Source organism: Sphingopyxis sp. GW821-FHT12F08 (genome assembly GCF_058806755.1).
Genome location: NZ_JBXAQA010000005.1, coordinates 398,443 through 416,942, shown reverse-complemented (window position 1 = coordinate 416,942; position 18,500 = coordinate 398,443). Strand labels below are relative to the sequence as shown.

Here is an 18,500-nt window from a genome sequence, read left to right as displayed (position 1 = left end):
ACCCGCGGCGGCCACCCGAACCCAATATCTTCGCCATTTCGACGCCTCGATCGTGCAATCAATGGGTCCTGACCCTAATCTGGATCACTCCAATTCCGCTCGCCACGAGCGGGAAAGGGAATCAGATTTAACGCACGCCGCTCAAGGTGCGCTATCCGCGCTCCGCAATCTCCCCCGACCGGTCGCCCATCAGGTAGCGCGGCCCCGCCCCGCGCTGCGCCGCCTTGTCCTCGCGGTTGTAGAGCCCGCATTTCTTCAACGACAGGCAGCCGCAGCCGATGCACGCGCCGAGCAACTCCTGCGTCCGCTCGAGCGCCGCGATCTGCGCCGCGATGCGCGCCTGCAGTCCGGTGCTGATCCGCGCCCAATCGGCGGCGTTGGGCGTGCGCTCGGCGGGCAGCCGCGCGAGTTCGCCCGCGATCTCCTCGAGGCTCAGCCCCAATTGCTGCGCGATCAGGATGAACGACACGCGCCTTATGTCGGCGCGCAGGAAGCGCCGCTGCCCGCCGCGCGTCCGCAGCGCCGCGACCAGCCCCTTCGCTTCGTAGAAACGGATCGCCGACACCGCGACGCCGGTGCGCGCCGCAAGGTCGCCGATCGCGATGAGGTCGGTCCGGTGCATGACGAGGCCTTTCGAAAAACGCTTGATCTAAACCTCACTTGAGCTTTCATAAGCCGCTGCGTCAACCCGAATCAGAAAGCCGAACCATGACGCACCCCTTCATCGAACATGTGAACCTGACCGTCAGCGACCCCGACCGCACCGCCGGCATCCTGTCGGCGATCTTTGGCTGGCACGAGCGCTGGCGCGGCCCCGCCCGCGACGGCGGGCGCACGATCCACCTCGGCAGCGACGCCGCCTATGTCGCGCTCTACACCGGCCCCGACGGCCAGCATGCCGGCATCGCCTATCCCAAGGGCGAGCCGCTCAACCATCTCGGCGTCCAGGTCGACGACCTCGACACGATCGAGATGCGCGTCAAGGCAGTCGGACTCATCCCCTTCAGCCACGACGATTACGACCCCGGCCGCCGCTTCTATTTCCTCGATCCCGACGGCATCGAATATGAAGTCGTCAGCTATGCCGAGCCGCGCCCGCGCTGAACCGGGCAACGCCCGGGCGTCTGCCGCGTTGTCGCAATATCGAGGGGGAAATCAGGAGTTTCCCCAGGAGCGAGGATATCAGGAAGACCTTCTGGAAGGCGCTCGACGCCAGCCCCTATGTGATGGTCGGCCTGACCGGCGAGCGCGACCATCATATCCCGATGAACGCGCAGCTCGACAGGCAAGCGAACAGCACCCGACATCGAGCGTCAAGCGACGGCGGCGGTCACCGGCAGGAAGGGCATGACCGCCGCCATCGCCCGCGCGACATATTCGTCCTTCTGCCCCACCGGCGCGACATAATGCATCGCCGCCTCGGCATCGGCGAGGGTGCCGAGCCGCGCGATCGTCCAGGCCGCCAGATATTGCGATGCCAGGCACCCGCCCGCGGTCGCGACATTGCCGTGCGCGACGAAGGGCGCGTCGATGACCTCCACCCCGGCCTCGATCACCCACGGCTTCGTCGTCAGATCGGTGCAGGCCGGCAGGTCGCCGATGAAGCCGAGCTTCGCAAGCAACAAGGTACCCGAACATTGCGCGCCGATCAGTTGCCGGCTGTCGTCGAGGACAATCCGCGACAGAAGTGCGGCGTCCTCCGCAATCTCGCGTGTTTTCACGCCGCTGCCGATCAGCACCGCGTCGGCGTCGGCCGCAAACTCGATCGGCTTCTGTCGCTCGACGGTTACACCGTTCATCGATGTGACGCTGGGCGTCGGCGAGGTGATATACGCCGTCCAGCCCTTGGGCTTCATCCGATTGAGGATCGCCGCCGCGACGAACGAATCAAGCTCGTTGAAGCCGTCGAAGGTTAAAACTGCGATTTGCATGACACGCTCACCCGCCGTTGCTGCGGATCCACCCCTCGACCACCGGCGCGATATTCTCGCGCCATTTGCGGCCGTTGAAGATGCCGTAATGGCCGACGGTCTTGGCCATCAGATATTTCTTCTTCTCGGCCGGCAGATTCCTGGTCAGCGTCAGCGCCGCCTTGGTCTGGCCGATCCCCGAAATATCGTCGCGCTCGCCCTCGATCGCCAGGATCGCGATATCCTCGATCGCATTCAGGTCGACCATCTGTCCGCGGTGCAGCATCTCGCCCCTGGGCAGCAGATGGCGCTGGAACACGACGTCGACCGTCTGGAGGTAGAATTCGGCGGTCATGTCGCACACCGCGCGATATTCGTCGTAAAATTCCTTGGTCTTGTCGGCGCTCTCGCCGTCGCCGTCGACCAGATGTTTGAACATCGTCCAATGGCTCATCATATGATTGCCGAGGTTCATCGACATGAAGCCCGCGAGCTGCAGGAAGCCCGGATAGACGCGGCGCCCGGCACCCGGATACCAGGCCGGCACGGTGACGATGACATTTTCCTGGAACCACGCGTGCGGGCGCGTCATCGCATGTTCGTTGACCGCGGTCGGCGCCTTGCGCGTGTCGATCGGCCCGCCCATCATCGTCAGCGTCTTGGGCCGGCATTTATGCTTGTTCGCCGCCATAATCGCCGCGGCGGCGAGGCTCGGCACCGACGGCTGGCACACCGCCAGCATATGCGCGCCGGGCCCGATATGCTCGAGCCACGAGATCAGATAGTCGACATAATCGTCGAGGTCGAACTTGCCCGCCGACAGCGGCGCATTGCGCGCATCGCGCCAGTCGGTGATCCACACGTCATGCCCGGGCAGCATGCGCTCGACCGTGCCGCGCAGCAGCGTCGCATAATGGCCCGACATCGGCGCGACGATCAACAGCTTGGGCGCGCCTTCGCTGCCCTTGTGCTTGAAATGCTTGAGCTGGCCGAACGGCTTGCGCGCCTCGACCTTCTCGCTCACCCGCACCGTTTCGCCATCGACGATCGTTTCATAGAGTTCGAACCCCGGCTTGCCGCGCGGCGCCGCGGCGTGCGCGAACACCTCGAGCGCCGAGGCGAACATCGGGCTGCCGCCGAAATAGCCGAGCGGATTGGCGGGATGCTGGATCACCTGCGCCCCCGCAGTCGCGAGCGCGCTGGCCCCCGCGAGCCAGCTCTTCTGCATTTCAAAGGCGTGATACAGCATATTCCAATGTTCCTTGCGTTGCCCCGGCGGCGCTCTGCGGCGCGCTTGCGTTGGGGGCAGTCTAGGCGCTCAGTCTCATTGTGCAATGCATCAAAGTCGTTGCGAGACGCTTTGAATGCGAATAATCTGCCAGCGTGGCGGATCGTGTCGCCGATGGAGTGAATATGCCGGAGATTGCGGGCAACCGCTGACATCCCCGCAAGGTGTGATGTCCTGAACGCCGCTGGCCCCTTGGCCGGCGCGCCTGTTGCTATGCCATTTTTCCGGACTTTTCTCATGAATATCTCAAAAACCGAACAGCGCGTGCTCCACGCGCTGGCGCAGGGCGGTGCGATTCGCCACCGGCGCGACGACGAAGGCCGCATCGTCGAGGCTCTCTGCTTCACCCGCGAGGGTTTCGTCCTGGCGAACATGAGCCTGCCGCTCTTCCAGCGCCTCCGCCGTCGCGGCTTCATCGGCTCGCTCGGCGGCGCGCCGTACCGCATCACCCAGGCGGGCCTGCGCGCGGTGCGGGCGCAGCTCGACAATCGGTGAGGAGACCGGCGGGTTGACGACTTTGGGGTGGGAACGAGACATAAAAGCCCCTCCTCTTCAGAGGAGGGGCAGAGAGACTTGGTCCGGCGCAGCCGGGCCTTTAGTCGAACGGGGTGGTAGCCGAAGGCTTACGCCTAACCGCGAACACCACCCCGCTGCGACTAACGAACAAGTTCGTAAGTCTCGCAGGCCCCTCCTCTGAAGAGGAGGGGCTGGAGAATGTCCGTTCCCGCCCGAAAGCCGCTCCATAATCCACCCCCACTTCACACCACATGAAGCCAACGCACCACTCTCCATCGTTGAGCGCCGCCTTCGCCGCTGCTAGGGCCGGGGCATGGCGACAAGATCAGACCAGACGGCCACCGCTTCCCCCGACCAGCAGGACAAACGTCCCCGCAAGCTCGGCAGCCTGCGAATGATCTGGCGCTACGCCAGCCGCTATCCGCTGCAACTGCTGATTGCCGCGGTCGCGCTGGGCGTCGCGGCGCTCGCGACGCTGGCGATCCCCTGGCAGTTCAAGGAAATGATCGACAGCGGCTTCGTCGCCGGCGGCGGCGACGTCGCCCCGCATTTCCGCCTCTTTTACCTGATCGTCATCGCGCTGGCGCTCGCCACCGCGCTGCGTTTCTATTTCGTCAGCTGGCTCGGCGAGCGCACCGTTGCCGACATTCGCCAGGCGGTGCAGCAGAATCTGCTGCGCCTCGCCCCCGGTTTCTTCGAAGAAAACCGACCCTCCGAAATCGCGTCGCGCATGACGTCGGACACGACGGTGATCGAACAGGTGGTCGGCACCACCGTCTCGGTCGCGCTGCGCAACACGGTGATGGGGATCGGCGGGATCGTCTATCTCTTCTCGCTCTCGCCCAAACTCACCGGCGGCATCCTGCTCGGCATCCCAGTGATCATCCTGCCGATTGTGCTGCTCGGCCGGCGCCTCCAGAATGTCTCGCGCTCGAGCCAGGACCGCGTCGCCGACATCGGCGCCACCACGTCCGAGCAATTGGGTGCGATGAAGATCGTCCAGGCCTTCGGGCAGGAACGCCGCGAGGCCGAGCGCTTCACGCTGGCGGTCGAGAATAATTTCGCGACCGCGAAGCGCCGCATTCGCCTCCGCGCGATCATGACCGCGATCGTCATCGGGCTGCTGTTCGGCGCGATCACGACCTTGCTGTGGTATGGCGCCGCGGGTGTCGCCGCGGGCACGATCACCGGCGGCACCATCGCCGCCTTCGTGCTCACCGGCGGGCTCGTCGCGGGCGCCTTCGGCGCGCTCACCGAAGTCTATGGCGACCTGCTCCGCGCCGCGGGTGCCGCCGAGCGCCTGTCCGAACTGCTCCATGCCGAACCCAGCATCGCGCCGCCCGCCAACGCGCGCCGCTTCCCCGATCCGCCGCAGGGCACGCTCGAGTTCCGGGGCGTCGAGTTCCGCTATCCGACGCGCCCCGACGCCCCGGCGCTCCACGATTTCAGCCTCGCCATCGCTCCGCGCGAGACCGTCGCGATCGTCGGCCCCTCGGGCGCCGGCAAGTCGACCCTGTTCCAGCTCGCCGAGCGCTTCTACGATCCGCAGGGCGGTTCGATCCTGCTCGACGGCGTGCCGCTGGTCGACGCCGACCCCGCCGACATCCGTGCGCGCATCGCGATGGTGCCGCAGGAAACGGTGATCTTCGCCGCCTCGGCGCGCGACAATTTGCGCTACGGCAATTGGGCCGCGAGTGACGAGGAACTCTGGGAAGCCGCGCGCGCCGCCAATGCCGAGGATTTTCTCGCCAAGCTGCCCGACGGCCTCGACACCTTCATGGGCGAGGGCGGCGCGCGCCTGTCGGGCGGCCAGCGTCAGCGCGTCGCCATCGCGCGCGCGCTGCTCCGCCGCGCACCACTGCTGCTGCTCGACGAAGCCACCTCGGCGCTCGACGCCGAATCCGAGAAGCTGGTGCAGGACGCGCTCGACACGCTGATGCACGACCGCACCACGATCGTCATCGCGCATCGCCTCGCGACCGTCCGCGCCGCCGACCGCATCATCGTGATGGACGAGGGCCGCATCGTCGAAGAGGGCAAGCACGACGCGCTCGTCGCCGCCGACGGCCTTTACGCGCGCCTCGCGCGGCTCCAGTTCCAGGACAATCTCGCCGCCGCCTGACCGGCGCTCATCCCCTCCCTACCCTATGAAGGATGTGACGATGCTCTACCAATTCACCGTGCCTGCCTATGCCAACGGCCTCCGGTCGCTGTCGGCCCAGCTCGACAAGGCGCTCGCCTGGGGCGCCGACAATGGCGTCGGCGAATTGCAGTTTATCGCCGCACGCCTCGCCCCCGACATGTTCCCGCTCGCCTCGCAGGTCCGCTTTTCGTGCCTTCAGGCGATCCAGGCGCCGACCCGCCTCGGCGCGGCGGGCGCTCCGACCTTCGCCGAGGATGCCGCCGACTTCGCGGGCCTGCAGGCGCAGATCGCGGAAACGCTCGCCTGGCTCGATACGGTCGATGCGATGACGATCGATGCCGACCCCGGCCGCGCCGTCGGCTTCGACCTCCCCAACGGCATGGCCTTCGACATGACCGCCGCCACTTACGTGCGCGACTGGGCCCAGCCGCAATTCTACTTCCACCTCGTCGCGGCGTACGGCGTGCTCCGCCACATGGGCGTCCCGCTCGGCAAGGCCGACTATGTCAGCTACATGATGCAATATCTGCGCCCGGGAACGGCGCCTACGGCCTGACGCCGAGCGTTATCGCACAGGCTGTAACGCGCCAACTGCCAATATCGGGCGATTGCTGGCGCAGGCCATTTTCATATTCGCGCAGAGGCGCAGAGACCGCAGAGAGGAAAGACCGTCCTCTCTGCGGTCTCTGCGCCTCTGCGCGCATCAATTTCACCGGATGCAGTTCGGTCGGCTTCGGGCGAAAGGCGAAGCCTCACCCATACAACTTCCGTCACCCCGGGCTTGACCCGGGGTCTGCCTTGTCTTGAAGAAAAAGGCGGATCCCGGATCAGGTCCGGGATGACGAAGTGAACAATTGCAACGGCAGCTCCCCACCCCAAAGCCGACGCCCTAGATCAGCCCGCCATATTGATGGATGCCCGGAAAGGCGAGGCTCGTCCCGCCGTTGCGGCGGATCGCACCGATCGCCTGATCGACGCGCAGATAGCGCGCCCGCGCATCGGGCTCGAACAGGATCGTCGCGGGCTCGGGCCGCTCCGACGCCTCTTTGACCAGCACCCCCAGCTGCGCCAGGTCGATGGCCTCGGCGTTCCAGCGAATGACGTCATCGGTCCCGATCGTGACGCGGTTCTGATCAGCCACCGGGGGACCGCCGTCTATGCCGGGCAGCGTGATATCCACACTGTGCGTCGGCGGCGGGATGGTGATGATGAACATCACCAGCATTACAAGCATCACGTCGATCAGCGGCGTGGTGTTGATGTCGGGATCGCCGCCCGGGTCGGCGCGGAAAATGCTGCGGTGGAAATGGCTGCGTCGGCGCATCGTCTCTCTCCCTCTCGCGGGATGCAGCGCCGGCATCGCTGTCGATCGCAGGCGCCGGCCCCGCACCGCGGACCGGCCCCCTCGCGCCGCTCGCAAGCAGTCGCCGATCCAATTGTTATGGTATAACATAATTCCGGTAGTGCAAATAAAAAGCGCGCCGGCGCGGATTATCCCGCATCCCGCGCGCAAAAAGAAAGGGCGGCACCTTTCGGTACCGCCCCTTTTTTCTCAGTCCGAACCGGACGGGAAATCTTAGTTGCCCGAACCCGGGCCGTACTTGATTTCCACGCGGCGGTTCTGGTCGTTGCGGACGCCATCGGCGGTAGCAACGGCCGGACGGCTTTCGCCGAAGCCTTCGGCGCTGATCGAGCCATCCGAGATACCGCGAGCGGTAAGATAGCTGCGAACGGCGTCGTTGCGACGGTTCGACAGGCCGACGTTGTACGTCGCCGAACCCGAGCGGTCAGCGTGACCGGCGAGCCAGACCTGCGTGCCGGTGCAGCCACGGTTGTAGGCGCTGATGGCGTTGTCCAGCGTCGACGCCGCTTCGGGCGTGATGTTCGACTGATCCCAGTCGAAGTAGACGATGTACGGGCCAGGTGCGCACACGACCGGCGGCGGAGGCGGCGGAGGCGGCGGGGGAGGCGGCGGAGGCGGCGGAGGCGGGGGAGGCGGCGGCGGGGGTGCCACCGGTTCCGCACCACCGAAGTTGTACGTCAGCGTGCCGAGGATCGAGTGCGAACGGAAGCGCGTCGAAACGTCGCGGCCGCGCTGGTCGACCAGGTCGAGGTTGCTCGCGTTGAAGAAGCGATACTTCAGGCCGACGTCCCAGTTGCGGGTCAGCGGCGCGCGAACGCCGGCGATCGCCTGCCAGGCGAAGCCCGTGTCCGAATCGTCGAGCCACGGACCGGCGAAGACCGGAGCGACATCGACGCGCGCCACACCGGCACCGCCGCCGACGAAGCCCTGAAGGCCGTCATCGTCGCCGAAGTCGAGCATCGCGTTGACCATGAAGCTCAGCGCGTTCGAATCGCCGTTCATCGGGAAGTTGCCGGTGATCAGGTTGCCCGAGCCATTGGCCGAGCCCGGAATGCCGGGGGTGTTGATGCGGCCGGCCTTGATGTCGGCCTCGCGATAGCCGACTTCGACTTCAGCGCGGAAACCGCCGAAATCATAACCGACGACGCCTTCGAAGTCGTAGCCGGTCTTGTGGTCGAGCGTAGCTGCATTGTTGAAGGTGCCGATGTCGAGATCCAGGTCTTCGACGATCATGACACCACCCCCAACTCCCACGTACCAGGAGTCGTCGCGCGCCAGGGCCGGCGTCGCAAGGGCGGTGGAGGCCAACGCCACGGCGGCGGCAAGCTTCCTCATAATAGATTCCCCTTTCAATTGAGATTTACGTCTCGCAGACGTCCTACCCTCGCCTTTGGTTCCGCGCAAGCGAACAAATTGCCAATCTGTTGCCAAAATGCCGCACTTGCCGGGCGATAATAGGTAAATTTCGCCCTAAATCAGAAGACCATGGCCCACAAGAGCGAGAATCAGCGCATCGATCGCGGCGCGCGCTTCGGAGTCGACCGTCGCGCCAGCCGCCGGACTCGCGATCGCGGCCGGTTCGACCCAGTCCGCGCCGTCGAATCGCAGCCAAGCTCCGTCGCTTAGCCGCGCGACACGCATCCCCGGACGCGGCGCCACGAAGCGCCAGCCGCCGGCGGTCCACAGCGCGATCGCCCCGTCCTCTCCCGCCCAGGCGCCCGTCGCGCCCGCGCCGACCACCCATCCCTGCCCGGCCACGGGCGTCGCGGGCGGACCGGCCAGCGGCCCCGCCTCGACCGCGGGCTGCACCAGCAGGTCGAGCAGGGCCAGCGCTTCGTTGTGCGTCACCTCCTTCTGCGCCTGCGCCATCGCCAGCAAGGGCAGCGCCAGGCGCGGGGTGCTCGGCAGGTCGGTCATCGGCTAATCCTTTCAATCCAGAGGAAGAACAAGCGGCGGCGACAGCGCAAAATCGCCAACCTGGCGGATCTCGAGGCTGGCCCCCGGCGGCAGCGCGGCGACCTCGGCGGCCGCCAGATGCAGGGCCGGCGCGGTACATTCCCACGGGCCGAGCCCCGGGGTCGCGGGCACCGCCGCCACGCGCCAGGCTTCGCGCCCCTCGCCCAGCGGCAGGTCGACCCCGTCGCGCCAGCCGGGATCGACCCGGCTGCGGCGTATCCAGCCGAGGTGCAGCCCGCCTGCCCCGTCGGGCCCTGCCCGCCCATGCACCGGCGCCAGCGGATGCAGCGCCGCCGCGCCGGACGGCACCGGCACGTCGGTCGTGTCGCTGCCGCTCCGCGCGGCCCATTGCAGCACCGCCGCGCCGCCCTCGGCCCAACCGGCGAGCGCATCGGGCAGCGTCAGCAACGCCGCATCGTCGAGCCACACAAAGGGCGTTCCCGCCGCATGCGCGGCCGCGGTTTCGCTCCCCGCGCGCCCGCGGAGCAGATGCGACAGCCGCCACAGCCCGCTACCCAGCGCCTCGGCCCGGCCGAACTGGACCAGCTCGCCGCCGACCATCGCCCGATTCGCCCCGCCGAGCAGCTGGATGTCGTCGACCGCCACCAAAGTCATCGCCGGATTCTCCAGCGAAACGAGAATCTTGTTCGCGTCGTCGAACAGGGTGGGATCGCCGCCCGCCAGCGGCTCCGCCAGCGTGCCGAGCGCCGCCGCCGGACGGATCGCGCCGACCGGAACGGGTTCCGCGCCGGGCGCCGGGACCAGCCAGCCGTCGGCACCGCGCCACCCGTCGTTGCCCCCCGCCGCCGCGACCAGGATGCGCGGCGCGGTCGCCGCCGACCCGCCGAGGCTCGGCAGGTCGAACAGCCGTACCAGCCCCACGCTGTCGGGCCAGTCGGGTGCGAGCACCGGCACCCCCGGATCGGCCGCGACATCCTCCATCGCGACCGGCTGGTGCCGCCGAAGCTCGACCCGCACCGCGTCGTCCTTCACCGTCCGAGATGCGACGCGCCAGGCGCTCCCGTCGGCCAGCGTCACGACGCCGCCGACGGGCAGCGCCAGCGCCGCCAGGTCGCCCTGCCAGATCCGCGTCTCGCGCCCGTCGGCCGCTGCCGCCGCGATCCGCCGCGCCAGCGCCCGCGCGTCCCCCGCAGGCAGCACCGCAGGCAGGTCGATGCGCTCCTCGCGCCGCCCGCCGCCCGCGACAGCGCTCGTCTGCTGGCCCAGCTGATAATCGCGCTCGGGCTCATAGTGGCGCAGCCGGATCGTGCCCGGCAGCGCCGACAGCGGCGCGCGGCGCGTCTCGGCCAGATCGGTCGGCGACTCCACTCGCCGCGCTTCGCTAAAATGCGCCAGCGCCAGCGGCTCGCCCGCCGCTTCGGCCGGCGCCAGCCGCCAGTCGCCGGGCGCGCTCACCAGCCGCACCCCGTCGACATCGAACAGCGGCGCCAGCGCGTCGCGCACCCGGTCGCCTGACGCCGAATAGCCCGAAAATCCGGTCTGCCCCACGCAGCGCCCCGCCTCGCCGATCAGCGCCTCGCCGATCATCCCGGCGTCGACCGCGACGCCATCGGCCTCGACCTCGAAGGTCAGCGACGGGATGCGATTGCCGAAACTCGCGAGTTCGAGCTCTTCGAACACCGCATAGGCGAGCCCGCGAAAGGCGCTCGCGTCGCCCATCCCCACCGCCGACGCGATCAGCGGGTCGACCGGCTGGTCCTCGCCGCCCGCGTACCAGCGGAACGTACAGCGCTCCTGGAATGTCCCGCTCGTTCCGCGCAGCAGGTTGCCGTCGGCCCAGATGCGCCGGATCGCCCCGATCGGCCGCGACGACAGCGCGACCGCCAGCGACACCGCATAGCTATATTCGGTCGTCGACGGCCGTCCCTTGCCGCCGCCGTGCTTTTCGCGCCGCTCGATCAGGTCGGTCGCCCAGATCACGCTCCCCGCGACGCGCATCGTCCCGAACAGCTTGGGAATCTGCTGGCCATAGGTCGACGCCTGCACCTTCAGGTCGGCCAGCCGCGGCCCCTCGCGCCCCTTGGGCTTGAAGATCTGCGCGTCGATCTGCTGCCCCGCATAGGCCCCGATCGCCGCCCCCACCGGCCCGCCGATCATCCCGCCGACCACCGTCAGCACCAAGGTCGCCATCAGATATGCTCCTGAAACTCAAAGATCCTCCCCATCGCGCAGCGTTGGGGAGGGGGACCGCCGCGAAGCGGTGGTGGAGGGGTCAGCAACGTCGGCGCTATTACCCCTCCGTCAGCGCTTCGCGCTGCCACCTCCCCAATGCTTCGCAATGGGGAGGATCTGGTTTAACCTCCACGTCGCGTGCACATCCTCATCCAGCGGCGCCTCCACCACCCGCCGCAACCCCGCATGCGCATGCACCAGGCTCGCCGACCCGATCAGCCCCAGATGAAATTGCCCCGCCGCAAAGGCGATCAACGCGACATCGCCCACCCGCGCATCCCGGGCCGGCACGAACCCCGCCGCCGCCAGCCCGGCCTCGACCCGCGCGCGCGCCCACCCGCGAAGAGGATAGTCCAACGGCCGCACCAGCCGCGCCCCCGCCGCCGCATAGGCCGCCCACACCAGCCCCACGCAGTCGAGTCCCGTCGCCGGATCGCTCCCCTGCAACCGGAACCGCGTCCCGACCATCGCCCGCGCCGCGGCAAAAGCCCGCGCGCCAAGATCGGCTTCGGACTCACCCACCCGGATAGCGCGTCAGCAGATCATTGCCCGGCAGATGCGCCTCGCCGCGAAAATTCGCCGCATTGGCAAAGCGCGCCCGGCACGTCGCGAGCTGCTTGTCGCACCCCTCGGTCAGCCGCACCCGCGCCGGCAGTGCGGGCAGCACCGGCACCTCGGCGAGCTGCAGCACCGTCCCGTCGTCGGCGATCACCGGCGACGCCAGCCCGCACGCCGCGCCCTCGGTCCACAGCAATTCGCCGAACGCCATGCTCCCCGCCGTCACCGGCGCATCGAGCGTCACCGCCCGCCCGTCGACCGCGACCACGCGCCGCCGATGCGTCAAGGGCGCCAGGTCGATCCGGCACGCGCGGTCGCCCAGCACCGCGCGGCACGACGGCGAGGTCGCGGGGCACGACGGCGCATCGAGCCGCCGCAACACCCCCTGCAATTCGACCGCGAAAGCCGCCCCGCGCCGCTCGACCGCCCCCAGCTCGCCGCGCGCGACGACCAGCGGTGCTGTCTCAGGCGCGCTCCAGTCGGTCACCATCAGCACCAGCTCGGCGCCGTCCCAGCGCCCGGCATCGAGGTCGTCCGCCGCGATCGCCGCGCTCGACACCGCGCCCTCCAGGTCCATCGTCTCGACCTCCAGACTGTCGCTCGTCTCGAGCGCCGATGGCTTCATCCCCGGCGCCGCGCGATAGGGCGTGCCGCCGATCAGCAGGTCGCGGTCGTGCGAGGTCAACCCGACGACCACCCCGTCGCGCCGCGCCAGCCGCCAGCACCAGGCGAGCGTCGCCAGCTCTTCGCGCAGCCAGCCGGGCGCTTCGCTCAGCATCATGTCGAAGCCCCTTGGGGCGCCCGCACCTCGACCAGCGGCACAGACGCCATCTCGCCCGCCAAAAAGGTCGCACGGCTGACCTCCAACCGGTCCTCCGCAAAACGCACCGGCACGTCGAACAGAAATCCTGCGCGTACCGCGATCCCGGCCGCGGGTGCCACGTCGAGCAGCACTTCTCCCTCGTCGGTCACCACGAACGCCGCCGTCTCGACCCCGTCGACCGACACGCGGACGCTGCCCTCTACCGGCAGACGGATCGCCCGCTCCTGCACCGCATCGCCGGCGCCGTAGCGCTTCACCAAAGCGAACTGCCGCCGGCTCCCGTCGCCGACCCCCAGCATCTGGTCGTCCGCCGCCGGCAGCCCGCCGTCCGCCGCCGACCCATGGTCGAACGGATCGCGAAAGCGGAACCCCCGCGCCGCGCCGCGCCGCGCCCGAAAGAAATCGCCCAGCGCGCGCACATCGGCCTCCGACCGCACCCCCGGCCCCGCGTCGTAGCGCATTCGCGCGTCGGCCCATTCACTCGCGCGCTGCTCGTGCCCCGAGGGCGAGCTCACGATCTGCGTCGAAAATTCGGTGATGCTCAGCGCCTCGCGCCCGATCGCCAGCGGGAAATCCACCGCATCATAAGCCTGCACCTCATCCTCCCCGTCGAACCAGATAAACCCGTCGCGCGCGACCTGCGGCAGCGCCCAGACGAACGTGCGCGCCACCCCCGCGCGCACGCTCGCCGCGGCCGCATCGGCGATCGCCGCCCAACGGCCGCGATCCTCCGCCAGCAGCACGAAGCCCGAAAAATAATGCTGTTTCTCAATCGGATAACCCAGCCGCGTCACCATCGCCGCACGCGCCGGCCCGGTCTCGGCGCCGCGCCCGCCGGTCACCCAGTCATAATCCTCGAGCTGCAGCACATCGAACGCCGGCGCCGCCCAGCCGACCGGCACATTCGCGCGCCGCAGCTCGGGCGCCGCGGGGTCGAGCACCGTCGGCAGGAAGACAAGCAAATGGCTGATCAGCCCTCCGGCCCCGGCTTCGTCGCGCGCCGCCGCGACCAGCGCCCCGGTCGAGGTCGCGAGCAACGCGCCCAGCGCATCCAGCATCGCCCGCTGTCCGCCGTCGAGCGCCGCGCGCACGTCGGGGATCGCGACGCTCGCCCCGCCGAGCGCCGCCGTCGTCGCGACATCATAGCCGCAGATCCGCCCGCTCGGATTGATCCACCACCACGGCTCGCCGACCTGGAATTTCACCGGCAGCTCCGCGGCCACCGCAATCCCGACGAACGCCCGCGCGACGAGCTGCAGATAGCCCATCGCGCTCGCATTCGCGGGCGACAGCAAGGTCGACGGCGGCACCCACCCGGTCAGCGCCGGCGCGCCCTCGGCATCGCGCTGCTTCCAGTCGCCCCAGCAATAGTCGTCGAAATATTCGTACGACAAGGACCACATCAGCCCCAGCCCCGCCGCCGCGATCTCGCCCGCCAGCGCCGCATGCCACGCCGCGCACGGCACATTGATCGTCCCGCCGGCAAGGCTCGCGTAAAAGCCTCCGCCCGACGCCTCGAGCCGCATATAATGGCTCATCCCGACATAATGGACGACATCGCCGCGATAGCCGAGCGCCGCGATCTGCCGCACCACCCGCGCCGGGGTCAGATGGTAACAATCGTCATAGCCATTCGTCATCCCCAGGCCGTGCTCGGGCAGCATCGCATCGCCGATCGCCAGCACCGATCCCGACCCCGAACAGGCGATCTCGCTCATCTCGGCCCAGCCTTCGACCGCCGCGCCCAGCACCCCCTCGCTGCCGTCATAGGCCAGCGGCACCAGCGACACGAACATCCGGTCGATATCGCCTGCCCACACCCGGTCGGCCTCGCCGGGCAGCAGATAGCCCCCGTCCAGCGCATCGAAATCGAGCGCGATCACCGCATCTTCGGGCGTCCCCGCGGCATAGTTCCATAGCCGCACATACCAGGCGTGCGCTTCTCCTTCGGCATCTCGCCCCTCGATCGTCAGCGTCGGCCCGTGCAGCGCGTCGAGCGGCTTCACCCCGCCCGACCGCCAGCGAAACGACAATTGGCAATGCCGGAAATCGCGCTTCGTCTCATAAGCGAGCAAAGGATGATCCCAACGATCCTCCGCGGCCCAGATCAGCCCCGCCAGGTCGTGCCTTTGATAGAAGACTGTCTCGACGCGCAGCGCCCGCGGCCCGGTCGTCACCACGCCCGCCATCATCGGCCGCGCAAAATCGACCGTCCAGAAGCGCGGGTCGAAGCGCTTGATCCAGCCCTTCCTCTGATGCGGTTCGGCCGCGACGAGCGCCCAGCCCATCAGTCGGCCTCCACCGCGCGCCGCACCGCACGCGCCAGCTGCCGCCCGGTCTGCGCCAGCCGCGCCGGCTCGCTCCCCGCCTCCCCTCGCACATTCACCGTGATCGCAATATTGCGCACCCCGCCCCCGGCCACCGCCTCGACGCGCCCGCTCGCGGTCGGCACGAACAGCTCGGGTCCGCGCTCGCCGACCCGGTACGCCCGCCCCGCGCTCACCGGCCCGCCCGTCGCCCGCCCCGGCGCGCCGGCAAAGGCTCCCGCGATCGTGGCCGCCAGCTGCAGCAATCCGCCGCCGCCGCCCGACTGTCCACCGCCGCCGAGCGCGGCACCGATCCCGTTCGAAATCGCGGCGCGCGCGATATCGGCCATCACCGACAGCGCCAGCCGCTTCAGATCCTCGAACCCCAGCTTGCCCGTCACGATCGCGCGCGTCAGCGCATGCTCGATCCGCCGCCCCGCCGCGTCGGCGCCGGCGGCCAGCGGCCCCTCCAGCTCGGCGCGCAGCATCGCGACGTCGCGCCGGAACGCACCGGTGTCGGCGCGCACCGTCACCAGCATCTCGTCGATTTCATCGCCCATCGGGAAAAGCCTCCATCATCGCCGCCAGCGCCCCGCGGTCCACCCCGGCGGCCGCCGCGTCGTCCGCCCAGCCCGCCAGCACTGCCGCGGCTTCGGCGGGCGTCGCCGCCCAGAATTCGGCGGGCCGCCATCCCGCCAGCCGCGCCATCAGCCCCGCCAGCCGTACCGCGCCCGGCCCGAACGCGCCGCTCATCGTCCCTGCAATATCTGCCCGAGCAGCACGCGCAGCGCCGGCGTCACCGCCGCCAGCCCCGCCGCGACCACCGCGTCGCCCACCGCCTCGCGCGTCAGCCCCTCGGGCCGGTCCCGCACGCAATGCCAGAACAAGGCCGCCAGCTCGCCCAGCCCCAGCCGCCCGTCGGCAGCGCGCTCGACCAGCGCGAACAGCGGCCCCAGCTCGCCCTCCGCCGCGACCAATGCTGCAAAGCTCGGCCGCAGCACGAACGTCTCGCCCGCGACGCGCAGCTCGGCCTCGCCGCGCAGCAAATTCGCACCAGAATCGGTGGGCGCGCTCACAGGCTCACCACCGCGCCGCTGCTCTCGAGGTTCAGCGTATATTGCCGCTCGCCGTTATAATCGCCGGCATAGTCGAGTCGCGTGACCAGGAACCGCCCCTGCATCCGCTCGCCGCTCTCGAAACTCAGCTCATAGGCGTCGATCGCCCCCGACAGGGCATGGCCGCGCAGCCGCGCCTCGGCATCGGAACCGGTGAAAATCCCCGCCGCGCTCACCGCTACCGATCGCACCCCCGCGCCCGACAACAGCTCGCGCCAGCCGCCCGAATCCTTGGTCGTGACGTTCACCGCCTCGCCGTTCACCGACAGCTGCGTCGTGCGCAGACCCGCCACCGTGGCATAGGCCGGCGGCACCGCGCCGTCGCCGATCTTGAGCAGAAAAGCGCTCCCATTTTCGATTGCCATCGTCTATTCTCCTTGCCTCACAAGAACATCCGCAAACGGGGAGTCGCAGGATGCTGATTACATCGATACTCTTGGCCGTCATGGCGCCCGCTTCGACCGCGAATGTCGACACGACGCGCGCCGCCTTCACCAAATGCCTGCGCACCGACATGAAGAAGTCGCTCGAGGCGAAGATGGGCGAGGCCGAATATGAAATGGCGCTGAAATCGAACTGCTCGGAGGAACGCGACGCCTTCCGCGCCGCGGTCATCGCCTTCGGCCGCGCCGCCGGCGACAGCGAAAAGAACGCCGCCCAGGACGCCGACATGCAGATCGAGGATTATCACGCGAACTTCACCGACAAGTTCAAGGATTACAGCGCGACCAACACCCTGCCGGGCGAGTGATTTTGCTGCGCTAAGGCTGCAGCAAAAGGTGCAGCAAAAACCCACTTCACCCCTCCTCTTCAGAGGAGGGGCAGAGAGACTTGGTCCGGCGCAGCCGGGCCTTTAGTCGAACGGGGTGGTGGCCGAAGGCTTACGCCCAGCCGCGAACACCACCCCGCTGCGACTAACGAACAAGTTCGTAAGTCTCGCAGGCCCCTCCTCTGAAGAGGAGGGGCTTAAAGGCGCAAACACCGGCACCGCACCACAATCTCGTGCCGCCACCCGCCATCCTTGCCGAACGCAAAGCGCGTCCGCACCACCCGCGCGCCCACGATCCGCCACCCGCCCGCGTCGCCCCGCAGCCCCGGCACCAGCGCCGCGATCCGGCCCGCCGCTTCGTCGCCCGCCGCTTCGCCGACCCCGGCCAGCGCCAGCATCACCCGCACCTCGCGCCCGGGCGCGTCTTTCGTTCCCCAGTCGCTGCCCTCGGTGCCGCCGATACTGGCATAGGGCGCGCTCGCCCGCGCCGGCACGCCGTCGAACACCCCGTGCACCAGCTCTGCCAGCGCCGCATCACCCGCGAGGACCGCCAGCGCCCGCGCGCGCACCACCGCCTCGGCGCCGCTCATCGCCCCAGCCCCATGCGCCGCCACGGCTGCCACAGCGCCGCGACGATCGCCGGCGGCGCGCGCCCAAATTCGTTACGCGCTTCGCTGCGTCCCTCGTGCAAATGCTGGATCATCCGCGCCAGCCCCTGGCGGATCGCCTCGGGCACGCCATTGGCCTCGCTCGCCAGCCCGGCGCGATAGGTCACGCGAATGTGCGTCGCCTCACCCGCCGCTTCGACCTGCAGCCGCGCCGCGCCGTCGCGATCGATCTCGTGCCGCCAGGCGTCGGCCGCCAGCAGCGTCGCATCGCCGCCAGCCAGCCCCGCCACCGCCTCGACCGCGACCACCGGCCTTTTGACCAGCCTTATCCAGCCCGCCGCGACGGGCATCTCCTCGGTCACCGCCCGCACAATCAGCATCTGCCCGGTAAAGGCCTCGCACAGATCGGCGGCGCTGCGGATCAGCCCCGCGACCACCGCATCGTCGTGCCCCGCGCCCAGCCGCAGCCATGCCTTCGCTTCGGCGACCCCCACCGGCGCCGCACCCATCTCGATCCCGGTGATCATCAGCGTTCCTCCACCCGCAGCATGATCGAACGCTCGTCGATCTGCCCGTCGCTCAGCACCACCCGGTTGGTGACGCGATAGATACCGCCCGCGGCGCCGCCCGCGATCGTCGCCGCGCAGCGCAGCAGGTCGTGGCTCTCGCCTGCCACCGCCACCCCGCCCGCGACCGCGGGCTCGACCGCCCAGCTCGCCGCCTCGATCGTCTGCCCGTCCAGATAGGCGTCGCCCCAGTCAAACGCATAATCGATCCGCGCCCCCGGATCCTTGATCAGCAACATCTTCTTTCTCCCGCCCGAGTTACGCCCTCCCCTTCAGGGGAGGGCAGCGAGACTTGGGAACTTGTTCCCTAGTCGCAGCGGGTGGGGTCCATCGGCCTTGCGCAAGGCCGCTGTCCCCCACCCCAACCCCTCCCCTGAAGGGGAGGG

At 68.9% G+C, this 18,500-nt stretch carries 22 protein-coding genes; 5 read left to right on the top strand and 17 right to left on the bottom strand.

Annotated features, from left to right (window positions below; genetic code table 11):
- Window positions 1-151: 151 nt before the first annotated feature.
- Window positions 152-622 carry a redox-sensitive transcriptional activator SoxR gene (gene soxR / locus AC1RNQ_RS16060; RefSeq protein ID WP_493172597.1) on the bottom strand — a complete coding sequence of 157 codons (471 nt, stop codon included), beginning with the start codon at window positions 620-622 and terminating at the stop codon, window positions 152-154.
- 86 nt (window positions 623-708) lie between these two features.
- Here soxR and AC1RNQ_RS16055 point away from each other — a divergent pair, with 86 nt between their 5' ends.
- The gene (locus tag AC1RNQ_RS16055; protein ID WP_493172595.1) at window positions 709-1,104 is read left to right on the top strand and encodes a VOC family protein; all 396 of its coding nucleotides are present in this window, start codon (window positions 709-711) and stop codon (window positions 1,102-1,104) included.
- 209 nt (window positions 1,105-1,313) lie between these two features.
- On the opposite strand, the gene AC1RNQ_RS16050 is transcribed toward AC1RNQ_RS16055, so the two are convergent.
- Complete coding sequence (locus AC1RNQ_RS16050; RefSeq protein ID WP_493172593.1) at window positions 1,314-1,931, bottom strand: DJ-1/PfpI family protein; 618 nt, start codon at window positions 1,929-1,931, stop codon at window positions 1,314-1,316.
- Window positions 1,932-1,938: 7 nt separating this feature from the next.
- Complete coding sequence (locus AC1RNQ_RS16045; RefSeq protein WP_493172590.1) at window positions 1,939-3,159, bottom strand: polyhydroxyalkanoate depolymerase; 1,221 nt, start codon at window positions 3,157-3,159, stop codon at window positions 1,939-1,941.
- 276 nt (window positions 3,160-3,435) lie between these two features.
- On the opposite strand from AC1RNQ_RS16045, the gene AC1RNQ_RS16040 reads away from it, so the two are divergent.
- From AC1RNQ_RS16040 to AC1RNQ_RS16030, 3 genes are all read left to right on the top strand, one after another.
- Window positions 3,436-3,693 carry a YjhX family toxin gene (locus tag AC1RNQ_RS16040; protein ID WP_493172588.1) on the top strand — a complete coding sequence of 86 codons (258 nt, stop codon included), beginning with the start codon at window positions 3,436-3,438 and terminating at the stop codon, window positions 3,691-3,693.
- Window positions 3,694-4,027: 334 nt separating this feature from the next.
- The gene (locus tag AC1RNQ_RS16035; protein ID WP_493172586.1) at window positions 4,028-5,836 is read left to right on the top strand and encodes an ABC transporter transmembrane domain-containing protein; all 1,809 of its coding nucleotides are present in this window, start codon (window positions 4,028-4,030) and stop codon (window positions 5,834-5,836) included.
- Between the two features lie 40 nt (window positions 5,837-5,876).
- Window positions 5,877-6,413 (top strand): DUF1993 domain-containing protein, encoded by a 537-nt coding sequence (locus AC1RNQ_RS16030; RefSeq protein ID WP_493172584.1) that lies wholly within the window; start codon window positions 5,877-5,879, stop codon window positions 6,411-6,413.
- Window positions 6,414-6,746: 333 nt separating this feature from the next.
- Here AC1RNQ_RS16030 and AC1RNQ_RS16025 read toward each other — a convergent pair whose 3' ends face one another.
- From AC1RNQ_RS16025 to AC1RNQ_RS15975, 11 genes are all read right to left on the bottom strand, one after another.
- Entirely contained in the window at window positions 6,747-7,181 is a 435-nt protein-coding gene (locus AC1RNQ_RS16025) for an ExbD/TolR family protein (protein WP_493172582.1), read from the bottom strand.
- Between the two features lie 252 nt (window positions 7,182-7,433).
- Window positions 7,434-8,555, bottom strand: a complete 1,122-nt coding sequence (locus AC1RNQ_RS16020; protein WP_493172580.1) for an OmpA family protein — start codon at window positions 8,553-8,555, stop codon at window positions 7,434-7,436.
- A gap of 135 nt (window positions 8,556-8,690) precedes the next feature.
- The gene (locus AC1RNQ_RS16015; RefSeq protein ID WP_493172579.1) at window positions 8,691-9,137 is read right to left on the bottom strand and encodes a DUF2793 domain-containing protein; all 447 of its coding nucleotides are present in this window, start codon (window positions 9,135-9,137) and stop codon (window positions 8,691-8,693) included.
- Between the two features lie 12 nt (window positions 9,138-9,149).
- Window positions 9,150-11,327 (bottom strand): phage tail protein, encoded by a 2,178-nt coding sequence (locus tag AC1RNQ_RS16010; protein WP_493172577.1) that lies wholly within the window; start codon window positions 11,325-11,327, stop codon window positions 9,150-9,152.
- A 111-nt stretch (window positions 11,328-11,438) separates the two neighbouring features.
- Window positions 11,439-11,891 carry an NlpC/P60 family protein gene (locus tag AC1RNQ_RS16005; protein WP_493172575.1) on the bottom strand — a complete coding sequence of 151 codons (453 nt, stop codon included), beginning with the start codon at window positions 11,889-11,891 and terminating at the stop codon, window positions 11,439-11,441.
- A complete protein-coding gene (locus AC1RNQ_RS16000; RefSeq protein ID WP_493172615.1) occupies window positions 11,884-12,705 on the bottom strand; it encodes a phage/gene transfer agent baseplate hub protein in 822 nt (273 codons plus the stop codon). The genes AC1RNQ_RS16005 and AC1RNQ_RS16000 overlap by 8 nt, the downstream gene beginning before the upstream one ends.
- Window positions 12,705-15,038: a DUF2460 domain-containing protein gene (locus AC1RNQ_RS15995; protein WP_493172573.1), complete on the bottom strand. Its 2,334-nt coding sequence runs from the start codon at window positions 15,036-15,038 to the stop codon at window positions 12,705-12,707. Before AC1RNQ_RS15995 ends, AC1RNQ_RS16000 begins: the two co-directional genes overlap by 1 nt.
- The gene (locus AC1RNQ_RS15990; RefSeq protein WP_493172571.1) at window positions 15,038-15,616 is read right to left on the bottom strand and encodes a tail tape measure protein; all 579 of its coding nucleotides are present in this window, start codon (window positions 15,614-15,616) and stop codon (window positions 15,038-15,040) included. Before AC1RNQ_RS15990 ends, AC1RNQ_RS15995 begins: the two co-directional genes overlap by 1 nt.
- Window positions 15,606-15,809 (bottom strand): phage tail assembly chaperone, encoded by a 204-nt coding sequence (locus AC1RNQ_RS15985; protein WP_493172569.1) that lies wholly within the window; start codon window positions 15,807-15,809, stop codon window positions 15,606-15,608. The genes AC1RNQ_RS15990 and AC1RNQ_RS15985 overlap by 11 nt, the downstream gene beginning before the upstream one ends.
- Window positions 15,806-16,132 carry a gene transfer agent family protein gene (locus tag AC1RNQ_RS15980; protein ID WP_493172567.1) on the bottom strand — a complete coding sequence of 109 codons (327 nt, stop codon included), beginning with the start codon at window positions 16,130-16,132 and terminating at the stop codon, window positions 15,806-15,808. The genes AC1RNQ_RS15985 and AC1RNQ_RS15980 overlap by 4 nt, the downstream gene beginning before the upstream one ends.
- Window positions 16,129-16,536, bottom strand: coding sequence for a phage major tail protein, TP901-1 family (locus AC1RNQ_RS15975; protein WP_493172565.1), 408 nt, complete (start codon window positions 16,534-16,536; stop codon window positions 16,129-16,131). The genes AC1RNQ_RS15980 and AC1RNQ_RS15975 overlap by 4 nt, the downstream gene beginning before the upstream one ends.
- Window positions 16,537-16,586: 50 nt before the next feature.
- Between AC1RNQ_RS15975 and AC1RNQ_RS15970 the strand changes: the two genes are divergently transcribed.
- Window positions 16,587-16,922, top strand: coding sequence for a hypothetical protein (locus AC1RNQ_RS15970; RefSeq protein ID WP_493172563.1), 336 nt, complete (start codon window positions 16,587-16,589; stop codon window positions 16,920-16,922).
- Window positions 16,923-17,137: 215 nt separating this feature from the next.
- On the opposite strand, the gene AC1RNQ_RS15965 is transcribed toward AC1RNQ_RS15970, so the two are convergent.
- The 3 genes from AC1RNQ_RS15965 to AC1RNQ_RS15955 are packed head-to-tail and all read right to left on the bottom strand — an operon-like array spanning window position 17,138 to window position 18,353.
- Window positions 17,138-17,530: a DUF3168 domain-containing protein gene (locus AC1RNQ_RS15965; protein ID WP_493172560.1), complete on the bottom strand. Its 393-nt coding sequence runs from the start codon at window positions 17,528-17,530 to the stop codon at window positions 17,138-17,140.
- Window positions 17,527-18,075 (bottom strand): head-tail connector protein, encoded by a 549-nt coding sequence (locus AC1RNQ_RS15960; protein ID WP_493172558.1) that lies wholly within the window; start codon window positions 18,073-18,075, stop codon window positions 17,527-17,529. Before AC1RNQ_RS15960 ends, AC1RNQ_RS15965 begins: the two co-directional genes overlap by 4 nt.
- Window positions 18,075-18,353, bottom strand: coding sequence for a phage fiber-tail adaptor protein (locus AC1RNQ_RS15955; RefSeq protein ID WP_493172556.1), 279 nt, complete (start codon window positions 18,351-18,353; stop codon window positions 18,075-18,077). The genes AC1RNQ_RS15960 and AC1RNQ_RS15955 overlap by 1 nt, the downstream gene beginning before the upstream one ends.
- Window positions 18,354-18,500: the final 147 nt, after the last annotated feature.

Coding starts and splice junctions, on each gene's coding strand:
- soxR (WP_493172597.1), bottom strand. CDS start 622: ATGCACCGGACCGACCTCATCGCGATCGGCGACCTTGCGGCGCGCACC.
- AC1RNQ_RS16055 (WP_493172595.1), top strand. CDS start 709: ATGACGCACCCCTTCATCGAACATGTGAACCTGACCGTCAGCGACCCC.
- AC1RNQ_RS16050 (WP_493172593.1), bottom strand. CDS start 1,931: ATGCAAATCGCAGTTTTAACCTTCGACGGCTTCAACGAGCTTGATTCG.
- AC1RNQ_RS16045 (WP_493172590.1), bottom strand. CDS start 3,159: ATGCTGTATCACGCCTTTGAAATGCAGAAGAGCTGGCTCGCGGGGGCC.
- AC1RNQ_RS16040 (WP_493172588.1), top strand. CDS start 3,436: ATGAATATCTCAAAAACCGAACAGCGCGTGCTCCACGCGCTGGCGCAG.
- AC1RNQ_RS16035 (WP_493172586.1), top strand. CDS start 4,028: ATGGCGACAAGATCAGACCAGACGGCCACCGCTTCCCCCGACCAGCAG.
- AC1RNQ_RS16030 (WP_493172584.1), top strand. CDS start 5,877: ATGCTCTACCAATTCACCGTGCCTGCCTATGCCAACGGCCTCCGGTCG.
- AC1RNQ_RS16025 (WP_493172582.1), bottom strand. CDS start 7,181: ATGCGCCGACGCAGCCATTTCCACCGCAGCATTTTCCGCGCCGACCCG.
- AC1RNQ_RS16020 (WP_493172580.1), bottom strand. CDS start 8,555: ATGAGGAAGCTTGCCGCCGCCGTGGCGTTGGCCTCCACCGCCCTTGCG.
- AC1RNQ_RS16015 (WP_493172579.1), bottom strand. CDS start 9,137: ATGACCGACCTGCCGAGCACCCCGCGCCTGGCGCTGCCCTTGCTGGCG.
- AC1RNQ_RS16010 (WP_493172577.1), bottom strand. CDS start 11,327: ATGGCGACCTTGGTGCTGACGGTGGTCGGCGGGATGATCGGCGGGCCG.
- AC1RNQ_RS16000 (WP_493172615.1), bottom strand. CDS start 12,705: ATGCTGAGCGAAGCGCCCGGCTGGCTGCGCGAAGAGCTGGCGACGCTC.
- AC1RNQ_RS15995 (WP_493172573.1), bottom strand. CDS start 15,038: ATGGGCTGGGCGCTCGTCGCGGCCGAACCGCATCAGAGGAAGGGCTGG.
- AC1RNQ_RS15990 (WP_493172571.1), bottom strand. CDS start 15,616: ATGGGCGATGAAATCGACGAGATGCTGGTGACGGTGCGCGCCGACACC.
- AC1RNQ_RS15985 (WP_493172569.1), bottom strand. CDS start 15,809: ATGAGCGGCGCGTTCGGGCCGGGCGCGGTACGGCTGGCGGGGCTGATG.
- AC1RNQ_RS15975 (WP_493172565.1), bottom strand. CDS start 16,536: ATGGCAATCGAAAATGGGAGCGCTTTTCTGCTCAAGATCGGCGACGGC.
- AC1RNQ_RS15970 (WP_493172563.1), top strand. CDS start 16,587: ATGCTGATTACATCGATACTCTTGGCCGTCATGGCGCCCGCTTCGACC.
- AC1RNQ_RS15965 (WP_493172560.1), bottom strand. CDS start 17,530: ATGAGCGGCGCCGAGGCGGTGGTGCGCGCGCGGGCGCTGGCGGTCCTC.
- AC1RNQ_RS15960 (WP_493172558.1), bottom strand. CDS start 18,075: ATGATCACCGGGATCGAGATGGGTGCGGCGCCGGTGGGGGTCGCCGAA.
- AC1RNQ_RS15955 (WP_493172556.1), bottom strand. CDS start 18,353: ATGTTGCTGATCAAGGATCCGGGGGCGCGGATCGATTATGCGTTTGAC.